We start from the raw sequence: 16,343 nt of genomic DNA, 5'->3' as shown, positions 1-16,343 counted from the left end.
TACAATACTTGTCCACAAAAAAAGGGGGAGAGCAAGTATGAAAGCTTTGTCAGAGACATCTGTCCTAATAACTGGAGCTAGCCGTGGGATTGGAGCAGCGATTGCGGAACGTTTCGCTCAAGTAGGTATGAAGATCGTGATTCATTATTTAAATTCACACGAAGCTGCGAATGAAGTGGCTCGCAAGTGTCTGAATCATGGTGCGCAGGTCATGACAATCACTGCTGATCTCAGAGATATGGAGCAGCTTGATCGAATGAAGGAAAAGCTTGATGAGTTGGGTTTCACACCTGATATATTGGTCAATAATGCTGGTGTTGCTTATTACGGTCTGTTCACGGATGTAACGGAGCAGGAATGGATGGACTGTATGGACATTAATTTGAAGGGGATGTTCATGTGTACGCAACGATTTGCTCCGTATATGATAACGCAAAAGTATGGTCGAATTATCAATGTATCCTCCATTTGGGGAATCACTGGAGCCTCCTGTGAAGTCATGTATTCGATGGCCAAAGGCGGCGTTAATGCCTTTACAAAGGCATTAGCGAAAGAGCTGGCGCCTTCTGGAGTAACTGTAAATGCGGTAGCACCGGGTGTGGTGGATACCGATATGGTTAAGCATTTGGATAAAGAAGAACGAATGGCGCTCCAAGAAGATATTCCATTAGGCAGACTTGGAACACCGGAAGAGGTTGCTTCCCTGATTTATTATTTGGCACTGCCTGAATCGGGATATATCACAGGACAAGTTATTAGTCCAAATGGCGGATGGCAAATGTAAGTCTAATGCTTGATATGTTACGCATAATTCCGGTGGCATAGGCACATATTACGACTGATGAATTCACATTAGACCACTAGGAGGGCGTTCTCGTGTCATCAGTACTTGAAAACTTCGACTCGTGGAAAAAGTTTCTTGGAGAACGTGTCAAGCAAGCAAAAGGGCTAGGCATGTCTGAAGAAACAATTTCCAAGCTTGCTTATGAAATCGGTTCGTTTTTGGAAGAGAAGGTTGACCCGAAAAATGCACAAGAAAGTGCATTGAAAGAATTGTGGAGTGTCGGCTCTGACGAGGAGCGGAAAACGATTGCTCGTTTGATGGTAAAATTGGCTGAGCAAAACGGGTAATTCGTCATTTTGTCCATATATCAAAAGAAAGGAAGTTCTGAACCGAACTTTCTTTCTTTTCATACCCTCATCTTCATGCAAACGACATGAATACATGCTCAGAACCTGCTATAATGGTACTGAATCGGAGAAATTTAGAAAGTATTGCGTTTTTTCTCGTTTTTTAGCCCGACTCCGGTGGAATTTGTGTCCCATGTATTGTAGAATGGAAAACGGCGGATAACCGCGGATGAGGTGTGTCATGGAGTACAAACAGTGGTATATGGAATATAAGATACATAAAAACCGCCCTGGTCTTCTCGGGGATATTGCTTCGCTGCTAGGAATGCTCGAAGTAAACATTTTGACTATTAACGGTGTAGAAGACAAGACAAGAGGAATGCTTCTGCAAACGGATGATGATGAGAAGATCGAAATCATGGGGCAGATGCTGAAAAAGGTTGACAATATTACAGTGTCCGCACTGCGGCAGCCGAAGCTGGTTGATATACTGGCTGTACGCCATGGCAGATATATTGAACGCGATTCTGATGATCGAAAGACGTTCCGCTTTACAAGAGACGAGCTTGGCTTGCTTGTTGATTTTTTGGGTGAAATATTCAAGCGTGATGGGCAACAGGTGATCGGGCTTCGAGGAATGCCGCGGGTTGGCAAGACGGAATCCATTATTGCTGGAAGCGTGTGTGCGATGAAGCGCTGGACATTTGTATCCTCTACGCTGCTCAGACAGACCGTGCGCAGTCAAATGTCTGATGAGGAACTGAACCCGAACAATATCTTTATTATCGATGGCATTGTAAGCACGATTCGTTCGAATGAGAAACATGCTTCATTGCTCGAGGAAATTATCAATATGCCATCCACGAAGGTAATTGAGCATCCAGATATATTTGTTCAAGAAACCAGTTATGATTATGATTTTTTGATTACATTATCGAATTGCGCAACAATCCGGATGAGGAAATTACGTACGAATCGTTTACGATAAATTATAACGAAATTTAACATAGCAGTACGCAGGTGCAGCTTGGATTATGGACAGGAGGTGAAGTTGTGTCAGAGTTAGGGCAATTATTAAAAAAGCAAGGCTAGAAAAAAATCTTTCCCTGGATGATGTCCAAGAAGCTACGAAAATTCGTAAGCGTTACTTGGAGGCGATTGAGGAAGGGGACTATAAGGTGCTGCCGGGTTCGTTCTATGTACGTGCCTTTGTCAAAACGTACGCAGAGACGGTAGGCTTGAACCCTGATGAAATTTTGCAGTATTATCGCAACGATATTCCGACACCGGAACCCGAGCCGTCAGTCGAGCCGCTCATGCGAACGAAGAAACGCAGTGTACAATCGTCATCGTCTGATCGATTTGGACGCTGGGCATCGACGCTGCTTCTATGGGCTTTCATCATTTTAATCGGTGTCATTGTCTATTTCTTCGTCGTCATGAAAGTGAATCCGGGAACATCGGACAACACTTCTGATGATACGAATATTACGGAGACACAGACACCATCTACGGGCGCGAATGGAGCGGCCAATGGCGACAAAGCAGGACAAAACAATGCCGGTGGAGCGGTTCAACAGCCAGTTAAGCCTACTACTCCAGAACCTCCGAAACAGGAGCAGAAGCCAATTGTCGTATTGCAAACCTCTAAGCGTTCTGAGGATGTGTATCAAGTATCGGCCCCAGCGAATACACCTGTGAAGGTTGAAATTAAAGCAGTTAATGACAGAAGCTGGCTGGCCGTTCATGAGAAGAATAGCAGCGGGAAGAAGCTCCATTATGAAACATTGGAGAAGGATCAAACCGTATCGTTCGATATGACGGATCAAGGTATGTTCATTCGCGCTGGTTATGCTAAGGCGATCGAAGTTACGGTTGCTGGGGAGCCGTTGAATAAATCCGACAATGAGGGCTCCAAAAATATTCGCCTGCAATGGATTTCTTACGAGGAAGCGCAGAAGCTACAAGCAGAAAAGCAAGAGGGATCCCCTACAACGAACATGGATCAAGGCAATCACTAGGTGCATAAACAGCATGACCCAATGGCTGGTTTGGTTCGAATTACATCCTGCCGCTGGACATAATCACTTTTTCACAGGAGACAATATAGCTGCGGCGATAATTGTGAACTCCGATTAAATACAAGGTGAGGTGTCGAGCAATGGCAACCAGTTGGATCGTTACCGGTGCTGGTATTGTGGTCAGCTTGTTAGGGTATTACTTGATGCCAAGTGTTTGGGGGTATGGCGTGTTAGGCTTTGGGCTTGCACATATTTTACTAGGAGTGCTTGATATGTTCCGAGCGCCAGCACGCGTTCGTTTTTAGACAATCGCATGCTGCAGGGGCATTCTTTTGCAGGCTTGAGCCTGTTTGAGAATGCCTTTGTGTATATACATAACGTTAAGTTTGTACATATGGAATTAAGTGGTATCTTGAAGGAGGAACCAAATATGGCGGACAGTTCATTTGATATTGTATCCAAGCTGGATCTGCAGGAAATGAATAATGCAATTACTCAGGCAATGAAGGAAATTGAATCTCGATACGATTTTAAAGGAAGTAAAAGTAAAATTACCCTTGAGAAGGATGAAGTGATCATTGTATCGGATGATGAGTTCAAACTAAAGAGTGTCATTGATATATTGCAATCAAAAATGGCCAAGCGCGGTGTAGCTATCAAAAATATGGACTTCGGTAAAATTGAGCCGGCAGCGTCAGCTGCTGTACGACAGCGGGCGAAGTGTAAGCAGGGGATTGATCAGGATACAGCTAAAAAAATTAATATTATGATCCGTGACTCGAAGCTTAAAGTAAAAAGCCAGATTCAAGGAGATCAGATTCGAGTTACTGGTAAAAGTAAAGACGATTTGCAAGCTGTCATGCAGCTGCTACGGGGTGCAAATCTGCCGCTAGATCTGCAATTTACGAATTATCGCTAAGCGGATAGCCCATCATCACAGCTGTAAGGTAGAAGGATGATGGGCCTTTTTTGTTTTTTGACTCCAAAGTCATGACTGTATTATACTTGATGAGATACATAGATATACGGATATGAAAATACTCCAAATAGGAGTCTGCCTTATGGGGGATGTAAAATGACAGAAAAGATTAAAATCGTAACGTTGGGCTGCGACAAAAACTTGGTTGATTCCGAGATTATGTCCGGCTTAATTTATGAGCGTGGATATGAGTTGGTGGAAAATGAAGAAGACGCAACGGTTATCATCGTCAACACATGTGGATTCATTGATGCTGCTAAGGAAGAATCGGTCAATACGATTTTAAGATTGGCAGATCTGAAGGAAACCGCAGAGCTGAAGGCGCTCATCGTTTCGGGCTGTTTAACACAGCGATACAAAGAGCAGCTTCTCGATGAAATGCCGGAGATTGATGGTATCGTTGGTACAGGCGACTTTGATAAAATCAATGATATTGTTGATGAAGCACTGCAGGGAAGCAAGCCTATCCGGGTAGGCAATCCTGTGTTCGATTATGATCGCATCCTTCCGCGTAAAGTGGCGACTCCGCGCTATACGGCGTATGTCAAGATTGCCGAGGGCTGTGACAACAATTGTACCTTCTGCAGTATTCCAATTATGAGAGGCAAGTTCCGCAGCCGTACAATGGAGTCAATTCTTGCGGAGGTAGCCCAGCTGGCAGAACAAGGGGTTAAGGAGATTAGCTTAATTGCCCAGGATTCCACGAATTACGGTGTAGACTTGTACGATGGCTTCAAGCTGCCGGAGTTGATGAATAAAGTAAGCGAAATTCCAGGTGTGGAATGGGTTCGCCTGCACTACGCATATCCTGGTTTCTTCACCGAGGAGCTTATGGATACGATTGCAAGCAATCCGAAGATTTGCAAGTATATCGATATGCCATTGCAGCATAGCGAAGATAGCATTTTGAAGCGTATGAGACGTCCGGGCCGCCAGCGTGATTCCAGAGAGCTCGTGAACAAAATCCGTGAACGAATCCCGGGTGTAGCGCTGCGTACGTCTATTATTGTAGGGTTCCCCGGAGAAACGGACGAAGACTTTGACAGACTATGCGACTTTATTAGGGAAATGAAGTTCGATCGATTAGGTGTATTCACCTATTCTTCCGAAGAGGACACGCCGGCAACTCGCTTGCCTGACCATGTCCCTGATGAGGTGAAAGAATGGCGTGCGAATACGCTTATGGAGATTCAACGTCAAGTATCTAAAGAAGTAAGTGAGAAGCGTATTGGTGATATATTGGAAGTCCTTGTTGAGCGTTACGATGGCCGCAATGATGTATTCATCGGCCGCTCGCAATTCGACGCCCCTGAAATTGACGGGGAAGTATTTATTTCCGGCCAGCCATTGAGTATTGGGGAAATTGCCAAGGTAAGGATTACTCATGCGCTTGAATTTGACTTAGCCGGGGAGGGTCTCGCGTGAATCTGGCGAACAAGATAACGTTGGTCCGTATTTTTCTTGTGCCAATAATGATGTTCTTCCTATTGGTGAACTTTGATTATTTGCCTGCGATTGAACTAGAGGGGTTTTCGATTACTTACAACCAGATTATTGCGGCCTTGATCTTCATTATTGCTGCAAGTACTGATGGATTGGATGGTTATATCGCCCGTAAACGCAAAATGGTTACAAATTTAGGAAAGCTGCTTGATCCTCTTGCGGACAAGCTGCTCGTAGCGGCGGTACTCATCTCTCTTGTTGAGATGCAAAAGTGTGATGCGTGGATCGCGGTTGTCATTATCAGCCGTGAGTTCGCGGTTACAGGCCTTCGTCAAGTTGCTTTGCTCGAAGGAACGGTTGTTGCTGCCAGCAAGTGGGGAAAATGGAAGACGGCAACACAAATAACGGCGATTGCGGCAATGCTGCTTAACAACTTTCCGTTTGCGTTTCTTCATTTCCGATTTGATATATTGGCGACGTGGGTTGCCGCGTTGATCACGGTCTACTCGGGAATTGACTATTTTGTCAAAAATAAAAATGTGCTGCATCTTTCGTGATAGATGAGCGGAAGCTGTTAGGTAAATAGGTGCTTTTTCCGTATTTCCGGCTGTTTCCGGGGTGGAAGAGGCACCTATTCTTATGTACAGACTTATGGGGATGGTGGTTGACATGAAAGCAGAAATCATTGCAGTTGGCACTGAGCTGCTGCTCGGACAAATTGTAAATACGAATGCTCAATATATTTCACAGCAATTGGCTTTGGTTGGTGTGGATGTGTTTTATCATACGGTTGTCGGAGATAACGCCAAGCGAATTCAACAGACTATTGAAACAGCTCGGGATCGTTCTGACCTGCTCATTTTTACCGGCGGTCTAGGACCAACGATGGATGATTTGACGAAGGATGTACTTGCGGAAATGTTAGGTCGTAAGATGACATACGATGAACCGGCAATGGCCAAGATGACAGAGATGTTTGCAGGGCGCGGCATCCATATGGTTGAAAGCAATAAGCGTCAAGCGCATGTCATTGATGGGGCTGATGTACTGCAGAACTCGACAGGCCTCGCCGTTGGGAATGTCCTCCAACATAATGGAACAACGTATGTACTGCTTCCAGGACCTCCACGTGAAATGAAGCCAATGCTCGACAATGAGGCGATTCCGTGGCTGCAGCGTCGGCAAGTCATTGATCAATCCTCCTTGTATACGCGAATGCTGAAATTTGCGGGCATCGGAGAATCAGGTCTCGAAAATGCTCTTCTCGATCTGATCGAGCAGCAAACAGATACAACGATTGCCACCTATGCAAAGGAAGGGGAGGTACTTGTTCGATTGGCTGTAAAAGGGACAGATCGGACAGAAGCCGAGTTGAAGCTCGATCAGGTGGAACGTGAAATTCGCACCCGACTGGGCTTGCATCTCTATGCAACTGAGGATTTGCCGCTCCCAGAAGTGCTTGTGAAGCAGTTGACGCAATATGGGTTAACCTTATCCGCTGCCGAAAGCTGTACAGGAGGGATGTTCGCTGATACGATTACGGCGATCCCTGGAAGCTCGCATGTGTTCGCTGGCGGTGCGGTGACCTACTCGAACGAAATGAAGGAACGAATTCTTGGCGTGCCTCATGAGCTGCTTGAGGGAGAGCATGCACCTGGAGCAGTAAGTGAGCAAACTGCCAAGGCTATGGTTGAAGGGATGCAGGACATTGCTGATACTGATTTCACAGTAGCCATAACAGGAGTTGCAGGGCCTGACCATTCGGAGCGTAAGCCTGTCGGCTTGGTTTATATAGCAATTGCCGAGAAGGGGAAGGAAGTTGTTGTTGAAGAGTTGCGTTTGAATGGAGATCGGGAAGGGATACGCCGCCGTACGGTATATGCCATTATGTATCGGTTATGGAGACGGCTGCAGGAACGATCCGTGCATAATGCGATGTAATTTAGAAATTGTTGACAAAATAAAGAGCGGAAGCTACAATCGATTATAGATGCGGAAGAACCGTAACAAAGTGTATGTGCGCTTTGTTGCGGTTTTTTTGTTGGCTGCATCCGGCAAATTGATATATCTAATATATGGTAAAAATGGATATTGAAGTGGGTGTGTTCGTCAAAAAACGAATGTATGTTCGAAAAAATGCTTGGCAAACCGAATGAAACACGTTATGATGTATATATCAAACGAATCAGTGAAGGAAGTGAGTTTGTGTCAGATCGTCGCGCTGCGTTAGAAATGGCTTTGCGTCAAATTGAGAAACAATTCGGTAAAGGTTCGATCATGAAACTTGGCGAATCCAATCACATGCAAGTCGAGATTGTACCAAGCGGATCTCTTGCATTAGATATAGCTTTAGGAATCGGCGGTTTGCCGAGAGGTCGAATTATCGAGGTTTATGGACCAGAATCTTCCGGTAAGACAACGGTTGCGCTTCATGCGATCGCTGAAGTACAGAAGACTGGTGGACAAGCTGCATTTATTGATGCGGAACACGCGTTGGATCCGCTATATGCAAGCAAGCTGGGCGTCAATATTGACGAACTTCTGTTGTCCCAGCCAGATACAGGGGAGCAAGCGCTTGAAATTGCGGAAGCATTGGTACGAAGCGGTGCTGTCGACATTATCGTTATTGACTCTGTTGCAGCACTTGTTCCGAAGGCAGAGATTGAAGGCGAAATGGGAGACTCCCATGTCGGTCTTCAGGCTCGCTTGATGTCGCAGGCATTGCGTAAATTGTCTGGTGCAATCAGCAAATCGAAGACGATTGCGATCTTCATCAACCAGCTTCGTGAGAAGGTTGGCGTGATGTTCGGTAACCCAGAAACAACGCCAGGCGGCCGTGCATTGAAGTTCTATTCCAGTGTTCGTCTTGAGGTACGCCGTGTTGAGACAATTAAGCAAGGTACAGATATGATTGGTAACCGTACACGCATCAAGGTTGTTAAGAATAAGGTTGCTCCTCCGTTCAAGCAGGCAGACATCGACATCATGTATGGTGAAGGTATCTCACGCGAGGGAAGCATCGTCGATATTGGCACAGAGATGGATATCGTGCAGAAGAGCGGTGCTTGGTATTCCTTCGAGGGTGAGCGATTGGGCCAAGGTCGCGAGAATGCGAAGCAATTCTTGAAGGAACATTCGGAAATTGCGTTATCCATTGAAAATCAAATTCGTGAAGCAAGCAATCTAACGACAACAATCCCTGCTAAGGGTGTTAGTGAAGATGATGATGATACATTAGAATTGGAATTAGGTGACGACGAATAATTCGTTGTCTGCTCAAAGCACCTTCGCGTTAGGCGAAGGTGCTTCTATGTATTTGTATGGAGGAGAGCCGTTTGAAGGATAGTGAACGTATCGTAACAATCACACGCGTAGAGCGCGTGGAGAGACAGGCTGGTCGCTATACGATTCATTTCGATGGGGCAGCTCCGCTTGAAGTGCATGAAGATGTGATGATCAAGTTCCGACTATTAAAAGGATCAGAACTGTCACTCGACTCCCTTACGGAGATATTGCGTGCAGACGAAGGGAATAAGGCCTACGTGCAAGCGATTAAGTATTTGCAGCGCAAACCACGTACACGCATCGAACTCGCACGTAACCTAGCCCAGAAGGGCTATGAAGACGGCATCGTGCATGAGGTGCTCGATCGTTTGGAACGGGAGTGGTTGGTCGATGATAAATCATATGCAATGCAATGGGCGCATCAGCGTCTGAATCGTCATATGAAGGGGCGCCGCTGGATTCAGCATGAGCTGAAGCAAAAGGGAGTGCAGGATCGGCATATTGAAACTGCGCTTTATTCGATAGATCCGGAAGAGGAATGGGAAAGCGCACTGCATGCCGCTCGCAAAAAATGGAGACAGACGAAGGGGGAAATGCATCTGCGCAAGCAAAAAGTGGCAGCCTTCCTCGCCCGCAGAGGCTTCCCAATGGATATGGCGCGTCGGGCAGCTTATGCTGCAGCGGATGAGCAAGTTGATGAAGAGGGTGTATCAGGCCATCTTGACGAATAATAAAGTGACCACTCACGTCATTTGCTTGACAATATCTTTTCATGAATAATAAAATGAACATGTATCTTTATTTTCACGAGATCAATCCCCTCTTCCAGAGATTGATTTCTAATGATTCATTTCGCCAATTTACTGATTTCCGATTGTCGCCTTAAGGCGACGCCCGTGTATGCCTAGAGCATATACATAGGCTAGTGCACGAACACTAGTCTATTGAGTTGATTAATGAATAGGGAAACTTGAAAACCAAAAATGTAACCTGTCCCAAGCAGTGCTTGGAGGAACCAACGGGGAGGTGAGGCAATGAACGTACAACTTTGGCTCGCGATCGTTCTCGTTGTGGCCGCATTGTTCTTGGGGTTTGGAATCGGATACCTGATTCGCAAATCGCTTGCCGAAGCGAAGATAACGAGTGCTGAACACGCCGCGGAACAAATTATGGATGGTGCGCGCAAGGAAGCTGAAGCGCTGAAGAAAGAAGCAGTGCTTGAAGCGAAGGACGAAATCCATAAGCTTCGCAATGAAGCGGAGAAGGACATCCGCGAACGACGGAACGAAGTTCAACGACTCGAAAGACGCTTATTGCAAAAAGAAGAGTCGTTGGATAAAAAGTTAGAAGCGCTGGAACGTAAAGAAGAACAAGTAGCTGCTAAAGAGAAACGAATCGAAGAAACACAAGAACAGATCGATCAAATTTGTCAGCAGCAAGTTACAGAATTAGAACGCATTTCGAATCTGACGATGGAAGATGCGCGTACAATTATTTTGACGAATGTAGAGCAAGAAGTGCGTCATGAAACGGCGCAAATGATTAAAGAGATTGAGCAGCAAGCTCGCGAGGAAGCGGACAAGCGCTCCCGTGAGATTATTACGATGGCTATCCAGCGTTGCGCTGCAGATCATGTCGCAGAAACGACGGTATCCGTTGTTGCATTGCCGAACGAAGAGATGAAGGGCCGCATTATCGGTCGCGAAGGACGAAATATCCGCGCGCTCGAGACGTTGACAGGGATCGATCTCATTATCGATGACACGCCTGAAGCGGTTATTCTGTCCGGATTCGACCCGATTCGCCGTGAAATTGCAAGAACATCTCTTGAGAAGCTCGTTGCAGACGGACGTATTCACCCAGCTCGCATCGAGGAAATGGTGGAGAAGTCGCGCAAGGAAGTGGACGAGCGGATTCGCGAATACGGAGAACAAGCTACATTCGAAGTCGGCGTGCACGGATTGCATCCTGATTTGATCAAAATATTGGGTCGTTTGAAGTTCCGTACAAGTTATGGACAGAACGTACTGAAGCACTCTATGGAAGTGGCTTATCTTGCCGGTTTGATGGCAGGAGAGCTTGGAGAGGATGTAACGTTAGCCAAACGTGCCGGGCTGTTGCATGACATCGGAAAAGCGTTGGATCATGAAGTTGAAGGATCTCACGTCGAAATCGGCGTAGAGTTGGCGAAGAAGTATAAAGAACATCCTGTAGTCATTAACAGCATCGCATCCCACCATGGCGACTGTGAAGCAACATCTGTCATCGCTATGCTGGTCGCTGCCGCTGACGCTTTGTCGGCAGCAAGACCAGGCGCTCGTAGGGAAACGCTTGAAACATACATCAAACGACTTGAAAAACTGGAAGAGATTTCAGAGTCGTTCGAGGGCGTTGAGAAATCATACGCGATTCAAGCGGGACGTGAAGTCCGCGTAATGGTACAACCGGAGAAGATTGATGATGCCGAAGCATATCGTCTTGCTCGTGAAATTACGAAGACGATTGAAAATGAATTGGATTATCCAGGGCATATTAAGGTAACGGTCATTCGCGAAACCCGAGCGGTTGAATATGCGAAATAGGATGCACATATAGGATTTGGAGAAGTGGCCTAATTAGGCCACTTCTCCCTTTTAGCGGTTGTTCAAAAAGTTCGCTTTTGGGCACAAAGAGATACAGAGAGTAACTTGACATCGAATCGTGCGTTCACTTTCGAAGGGCGTATGCTTTCGAAGTATGTTTCCAACGGAAACATTCAGCTGCTCATGTAGTCTCATCTACACTTCGCCGCTCCCTACAAGTTTTGCAATGCAAAACTCACTACGGAAGCATACGCTTCAAGTTCGCGCAACCTTCTCGATGCTGCAAACCGACCTTTTTTTAATACATCGAAGAAATGGTTAGGAGATAGAAAGCTGCCTCAACTGGTCGGAACTCAAGAAGAACTGGGCTAGAGGCTGTCGCAAGGAGGACTTAGGCAAGATGAAAGTAATGTTTATCGGAGATATCGTCGGAAATACGGGGCGCAAAGCCCTCAAGCAGGTTCTTCCGTCACTCAAGCAAAAGCACAATCCGCACATCATCATTGCGAACGCTGAAAATGCTGCCGGAGGCAGAGGTGTAACTTCTGCGATTATTAAGGAGTTCGTTGATCTAGGCGTTCACGGCTTTACAATGGGGAACCACACATGGGACAATAAGGATATATTCGAATGGATTGACAACGAGAAACGCATGGTTCGCCCAGCGAACTTCCCGCCCGGGACACCAGGCCAAGGTCATACGGTAATTAAGGCCAACGGCAAGGAACTGGTAATCGTCAATGTGCAAGGCCGCACCTTTTTGCCGGCTATTGATTGCCCATTCCGTACGACGGATGAAATCATTGAATCACTGGGGAAGAAATCGCGGGCGATACTTGTTGACTTCCACGCTGAGGCAACGTCAGAGAAGATTGCGATGGGTTGGCACTTGGATGGCCGCGCGTCACTTGTAGTAGGTACACATACGCATGTACAGACAAATGACGATACAATCTTGCCAGGAGGCACTGCTTACTTAACAGATGTGGGTATGGTAGGCTCCAAGGAAGGCGTGCTGGGAATGGAAAGGGAAGCTGTGCTACGCAAGTTCAAGACACAGCTACCAGTCCGTTTCGTTGTTGACGAAGGAAAATGGCAGTTCCATGGGCTTGTAGTCGAAATTGATGAAGCTACCGGCAAGGCTGTTAAGCTTGAAAAGATCCGTGTTCGTGAAGACGAGTGGATAATGGAGTAATTGCAGTAATTGCGGTAAGAAGCAGGCGAGGCAAGTGCGAGAGCACTGGCTTCGCCTTTTTGCTGTATGCGTTGAATGATAGGTAAGATGAACGGTAAGCCATGCTAAACGTTGGGATAGGAAGGTGCTCAGGAGGTTCTTGAATTGGGGGGAAGCGATAAAGAAGCGTTTATGGAATGGTTATTGTTAACGGATGACGCTTGAACAGAGCGGAGCCTAAATCCGAACCAGTCGAGCCAGGCTGCCCGAAAGTGAATGAATCTGCATTGTGAAGGAATTTTTAGCACATTCACGAATATGTTGTAATAATGGAGTCTAACCTTAACAATCCCGAGGAGGTACTTTCCATGGAAGTATTAAAGGTTTCAGCAAAGTCCAATCCTAATTCGGTAGCTGGAGCGTTAGCAGGGGTTTTGCGTGAACGGGGAGCAGCCGAACTGCAAGCAATTGGCGCAGGGGCCTTGAACCAGGCAATTAAGGCCGTTGCCATTGCACGGGGATTCGTTGCACCAAGTGGTGTGGATTTGATTTGTGTTCCCGCTTTCACGGATATTGTCATCGATGGCGAGGATCGGACAGCAATTAAATTGATAGTTGAGCCCAGATAATATACGTCGACAGTGGTGTGTGAGTAACGACTTTTTTCAGCCTGTTTACAACGTAAGCAGGTTTTTTGCTTTGTGTTCCTCGGGAAGAAAGATGGATAAGATGGATCTAGGTGCGGCAATTCGGACAAGCACAGTTTCGAATAGCGGCGGAATAGATTAGCGATCCGATAAGAATAACAAAAAGAAGGAGACGGGATAACATGACACAACGAATTATTGATTTTCATTGCGATGTATTGTACAAGATGCTCTACACTGGCAAACTGGATTTTATGAGCGAGGATGCACTGGATATTACGCTGCCGCGTATGCGGGCAGGTAATGTAGGCATGCAGGTTTTTGCGGTATTTTTAGAAGAAGCTTTACTTAGCGGCCCTCCGCAATTCTCTCAAATTTTGCGTTGTATTGATTTGCTGCGAGAACGGATATGTTCACTGCCAGACGTGTCCCTTATTCGGTGGCGCGAAGATGTTGAGCATTGGGAGAAAATTCCCCAGGCAACGGGGGCATTGCTGTCCATTGAAGGTGTTGACGGTCTGGAAGGCGACATGGTGTATGTGCGAACTGCATTTGAGCTTGGCGTTCGTTTCCTTGGATTGACTTGGAATCACTCAAACTGGGCTGTAGACGGAACCCTAGAGCCGAGGCAGGCTGGCTTTACGAACAAGGGGAAACAACTCATTCGCGAGTGTGACAAGCTGGGGATGCTGGTAGATGTCTCCCATTTGAATGAACGTGCTTTCTGGGAGCTGTTGGAGCTCACAGCGCGTCCCGTATTCGCATCTCATTCCAATTCGGCTCATGTGCTTGCCCATCCAAGAAACTTGAGTGATGCACAGATTAAGGCAATTATCGAGCGTGACGGCAGAATCGGAATAACATTTGTACCGCAATTTATCTCGGATCGCCAAGCTGTTACGATTGAGGATTTGCTTCGCCATATCGATCGGATATGTGAATTGGGCGGTGAACATCATATCATGTTCGGCTCGGACTTCGACGGCATTGATCGCAAGGTGCAAGGGTTGGAACACGCCGGTCGATACGGCAATTTGCTGGAAGCGATCGAATACAGATATTCGTCGGAATTTGTCAATCGCATTGCTCATAGCAATGCTGTCCAGTTTCTGAAGACGAACCTTCCTGCGAGGAAAGGATAATTGTCCATTCATCTCATGAAGGTATCATATCTATCGAAACTTGCTATCGTGGACATCGGCGAAAACGCTTGCTTTTTCCAACCTCTGGACATAGAATGAGATTGACTCAACCATTACAGTATTTTACTTGTTACAATTTATCGAATTTTGGTGGCATCCGTCGTGATGCATATGCGAGTCACCTTTCAAAAGGAGTGGGCGAGCTTGATTAGTCAATTGTCTTGGAAAATCGGGGGTCAGCAAGGGGAAGGCGTAGAAAGTACGGACCGTATTTTCTCGACGGCATTGAATCGTCTTGGATACTATTTATATGGTTACCGTCATTTTTCTTCTCGTATTAAGGGTGGTCATACGAACAACAAGATTCGTATCAGTACGAAGCCGATTCGTGCAATTTCAGACGACTTGGACATTCTGGTCGCATTCGACCAGGAATCCATCGATTTGAACGTTGGTGAACTTCGTTCGGGCGGCGTTATCGTCGCAGATGCAAAGTTCAATCCGACTGTGCCAGAAGGTGTAGATGCACGTCTGTTCGCTGTTCCGTTCACAGCAATCGCGGAAGAGCTGGGTGCTTCTCTCATGAAGAACATGGTTGCTTCAGGCGCTTCATGGGCACTGCTTGGATTGCCGCTGGAGGTCTTCAACAAGGCGCTTGAAGAGGAATTCAGTCGTAAGGGTCCAGCAGTCGTAGAGAAGAACGTAGAGGCGGCACGTAGAGGTGCAGAGTTCGTGCTGGAGCAAGCAGGCGGTCCGCTTGATGATTTCAAGCTGGAGCCGGCTGATGGCAAGCAGAAGCTGTTCATGATAGGTAACGATGCAATTGGCTTGGGTGCAGTGGCAGCAGGATGCCGCCTGATGGCGGCTTATCCAATTACGCCAGCATCTGAGATTATGGAATATTTGATTAAGCGTCTGCCGAAGTTCGGCGGCACGGTTATTCAAACAGAGGATGAGATCGCAGCAGTTACGATGGCGATCGGCGCTAACTATGGAGGCGTACGTGCATTGACTGCGTCCGCAGGTCCTGGTCTATCCTTGAAGACTGAGGCAATCGGTCTTGCGGGGATGACGGAAACACCGATTGTAATCGTAAATACACAGCGCGGCGGTCCAAGTACAGGGCTTCCGACGAAGCAGGAACAAAGTGATATGAACGCGATGATTTACGGGACGCACGGTGAAATTCCAAAGATCGTGATCGCGCCAAGTTCAATAGAAGAGTGCTTCTTCGATACAGTAGAAGCATTCAACCTAGCAGAGAAATACCAATGTCCAGTTATCGTATTGACGGATTTGCAATTGTCTCTCGGCAAGCAAACATGTGAAATGCTGGATTATGAGCAAATCATGATCGACCGCGGCAAGCTGGTGAGTGATGTACCTCCGTTAGAGGCTAACCAACAGTTTAAGCGCTATGAGTTTACGGAAGACGGCATCTCTCCACGTGTTATCCCAGGAGAGAAAGGCGGGCTTCACCACGTAACTGGCGTAGAGCACGACGAGATCGGCAGACCGTCGGAAAGTGCAGTGAACCGCAAGAAGATGATGGACAAACGGTTGAACAAATTGAATGGGCTGCAGGTGACAAACGCCATTCATGCAGATGTACCGCATGAAGAACCAGATTTACTTCTGGTGGGTATGGGCTCCACAGGCGGTACGATTGATGAAGCGCGCAGACGCTTGGAAGCAGACGGTGTAAAGACGAACCACATCACCGTTCGTCAAATCTATCCGTTCCCAACAGAGCTATTCACTCCGCATGCGCAGAAGGCGAAGCAAATCGTTGTGGTAGAGAACAATGCTACTGGCCAATTGGCTGATCAAGTGAAACTGAACGTCGGATTCGGAGAGAAGCTTCGCCGAATTAATAAATATGATGGAACTCCGTTCCTGCCTTTGGAATTGTACAAACAAAGCAAGGAGTTGGTCTAGA

Annotated in this window: 15 protein-coding genes and 1 pseudogene; all 16 read left to right on the top strand. The window is 46.7% G+C overall.

Annotation, left to right across the window (positions count from 1 at the left end; translation table 11 throughout):
- Positions 1 to 37: 37 nt before the first annotated feature.
- The 16 genes and pseudogenes from ymfI (at position 38) to PAV_RS23900 (ending at position 16,342) form a co-directional block, all read left to right on the top strand.
- A complete protein-coding gene (ymfI, locus tag PAV_RS23970) occupies positions 38 to 784 on the top strand; it encodes an elongation factor P 5-aminopentanone reductase (RefSeq protein WP_005550508.1) in 747 nt (248 codons plus the stop codon).
- Positions 785 to 876: 92 nt separating this feature from the next.
- Positions 877 to 1,131, top strand: a complete 255-nt coding sequence (locus tag PAV_RS23965; protein ID WP_005550507.1) for a DUF3243 domain-containing protein — start codon at positions 877 to 879, stop codon at positions 1,129 to 1,131.
- A 241-nt stretch (positions 1,132 to 1,372) separates the two neighbouring features.
- Positions 1,373 to 2,136: pseudogene (locus tag PAV_RS23960) on the top strand (DUF3388 domain-containing protein).
- A 65-nt stretch (positions 2,137 to 2,201) separates the two neighbouring features.
- On the top strand, positions 2,202 to 3,152 hold the full coding sequence (locus tag PAV_RS23955; RefSeq protein ID WP_081505818.1) for a helix-turn-helix domain-containing protein: 951 nt from the start codon (positions 2,202 to 2,204) through the stop codon (positions 3,150 to 3,152).
- A 140-nt stretch (positions 3,153 to 3,292) separates the two neighbouring features.
- Positions 3,293 to 3,457, top strand: a complete 165-nt coding sequence (locus tag PAV_RS35365) for a hypothetical protein (protein ID WP_005550504.1) — start codon at positions 3,293 to 3,295, stop codon at positions 3,455 to 3,457.
- A 125-nt stretch (positions 3,458 to 3,582) separates the two neighbouring features.
- On the top strand, positions 3,583 to 4,071 hold the full coding sequence (locus PAV_RS23950; protein ID WP_005550503.1) for a YajQ family cyclic di-GMP-binding protein: 489 nt from the start codon (positions 3,583 to 3,585) through the stop codon (positions 4,069 to 4,071).
- Between the two features lie 156 nt (positions 4,072 to 4,227).
- Entirely contained in the window at positions 4,228 to 5,556 is a 1,329-nt protein-coding gene (gene rimO / locus PAV_RS23945) for a 30S ribosomal protein S12 methylthiotransferase RimO (protein ID WP_005550502.1), read from the top strand.
- Positions 5,553 to 6,131 carry a CDP-diacylglycerol--glycerol-3-phosphate 3-phosphatidyltransferase gene (gene pgsA, locus PAV_RS23940; protein WP_005550501.1) on the top strand — a complete coding sequence of 193 codons (579 nt, stop codon included), beginning with the start codon at positions 5,553 to 5,555 and terminating at the stop codon, positions 6,129 to 6,131. Before rimO ends, pgsA begins: the two co-directional genes overlap by 4 nt.
- A gap of 112 nt (positions 6,132 to 6,243) precedes the next feature.
- Positions 6,244 to 7,515, top strand: a complete 1,272-nt coding sequence (locus tag PAV_RS23935; protein WP_040736754.1) for a competence/damage-inducible protein A — start codon at positions 6,244 to 6,246, stop codon at positions 7,513 to 7,515.
- A gap of 264 nt (positions 7,516 to 7,779) precedes the next feature.
- Positions 7,780 to 8,838 (top strand): recombinase RecA, encoded by a 1,059-nt coding sequence (gene recA, locus PAV_RS23930; RefSeq protein ID WP_040736752.1) that lies wholly within the window; start codon positions 7,780 to 7,782, stop codon positions 8,836 to 8,838.
- Positions 8,839 to 8,909: 71 nt separating this feature from the next.
- A complete protein-coding gene (locus PAV_RS23925; protein WP_005550498.1) occupies positions 8,910 to 9,590 on the top strand; it encodes a regulatory protein RecX in 681 nt (226 codons plus the stop codon).
- Positions 9,591 to 9,893: 303 nt separating this feature from the next.
- Positions 9,894 to 11,441, top strand: coding sequence for a ribonuclease Y (gene rny / locus PAV_RS23920; protein WP_005550497.1), 1,548 nt, complete (start codon positions 9,894 to 9,896; stop codon positions 11,439 to 11,441).
- A 400-nt stretch (positions 11,442 to 11,841) separates the two neighbouring features.
- Positions 11,842 to 12,636, top strand: coding sequence for a TIGR00282 family metallophosphoesterase (locus PAV_RS23915; protein WP_005550496.1), 795 nt, complete (start codon positions 11,842 to 11,844; stop codon positions 12,634 to 12,636).
- Positions 12,637 to 12,983: 347 nt separating this feature from the next.
- Positions 12,984 to 13,244 carry a stage V sporulation protein S gene (locus PAV_RS23910; RefSeq protein WP_005550495.1) on the top strand — a complete coding sequence of 87 codons (261 nt, stop codon included), beginning with the start codon at positions 12,984 to 12,986 and terminating at the stop codon, positions 13,242 to 13,244.
- A gap of 200 nt (positions 13,245 to 13,444) precedes the next feature.
- Positions 13,445 to 14,404: a dipeptidase gene (locus tag PAV_RS23905; protein WP_005550491.1), complete on the top strand. Its 960-nt coding sequence runs from the start codon at positions 13,445 to 13,447 to the stop codon at positions 14,402 to 14,404.
- 204 nt (positions 14,405 to 14,608) lie between these two features.
- Entirely contained in the window at positions 14,609 to 16,342 is a 1,734-nt protein-coding gene (locus PAV_RS23900) for a 2-oxoacid:acceptor oxidoreductase subunit alpha (RefSeq protein WP_040736655.1), read from the top strand.
- Position 16,343: the final 1 nt, after the last annotated feature.

The sequence above is a fragment of the Paenibacillus alvei DSM 29 genome (assembly GCF_000293805.1).
Taxonomy (GTDB): domain Bacteria; phylum Bacillota; class Bacilli; order Paenibacillales; family Paenibacillaceae; genus Paenibacillus_B; species Paenibacillus_B alvei.
The sequence above is the reverse complement of the archived record's forward strand: the minus strand, read 5'-3'. Positions and strand labels throughout refer to the sequence as shown.

What these genes read in the sequence shown, in the direction of transcription:
- ymfI (WP_005550508.1), top strand. Translation starts at nt 38, where the DNA reads ATGAAAGCTTTGTCAGAGACATCTGTCCTAATAACTGGAGCTAGCCGT.
- PAV_RS23915 (WP_005550496.1), top strand. Translation starts at nt 11,842, where the DNA reads ATGAAAGTAATGTTTATCGGAGATATCGTCGGAAATACGGGGCGCAAA.
- PAV_RS35365 (WP_005550504.1), top strand. Translation starts at nt 3,293, where the DNA reads ATGGCAACCAGTTGGATCGTTACCGGTGCTGGTATTGTGGTCAGCTTG.
- PAV_RS23935 (WP_040736754.1), top strand. Translation starts at nt 6,244, where the DNA reads ATGAAAGCAGAAATCATTGCAGTTGGCACTGAGCTGCTGCTCGGACAA.
- PAV_RS23905 (WP_005550491.1), top strand. Translation starts at nt 13,445, where the DNA reads ATGACACAACGAATTATTGATTTTCATTGCGATGTATTGTACAAGATG.
- rny (WP_005550497.1), top strand. Translation starts at nt 9,894, where the DNA reads ATGAACGTACAACTTTGGCTCGCGATCGTTCTCGTTGTGGCCGCATTG.
- PAV_RS23950 (WP_005550503.1), top strand. Translation starts at nt 3,583, where the DNA reads ATGGCGGACAGTTCATTTGATATTGTATCCAAGCTGGATCTGCAGGAA.
- PAV_RS23910 (WP_005550495.1), top strand. Translation starts at nt 12,984, where the DNA reads ATGGAAGTATTAAAGGTTTCAGCAAAGTCCAATCCTAATTCGGTAGCT.
- rimO (WP_005550502.1), top strand. Translation starts at nt 4,228, where the DNA reads ATGACAGAAAAGATTAAAATCGTAACGTTGGGCTGCGACAAAAACTTG.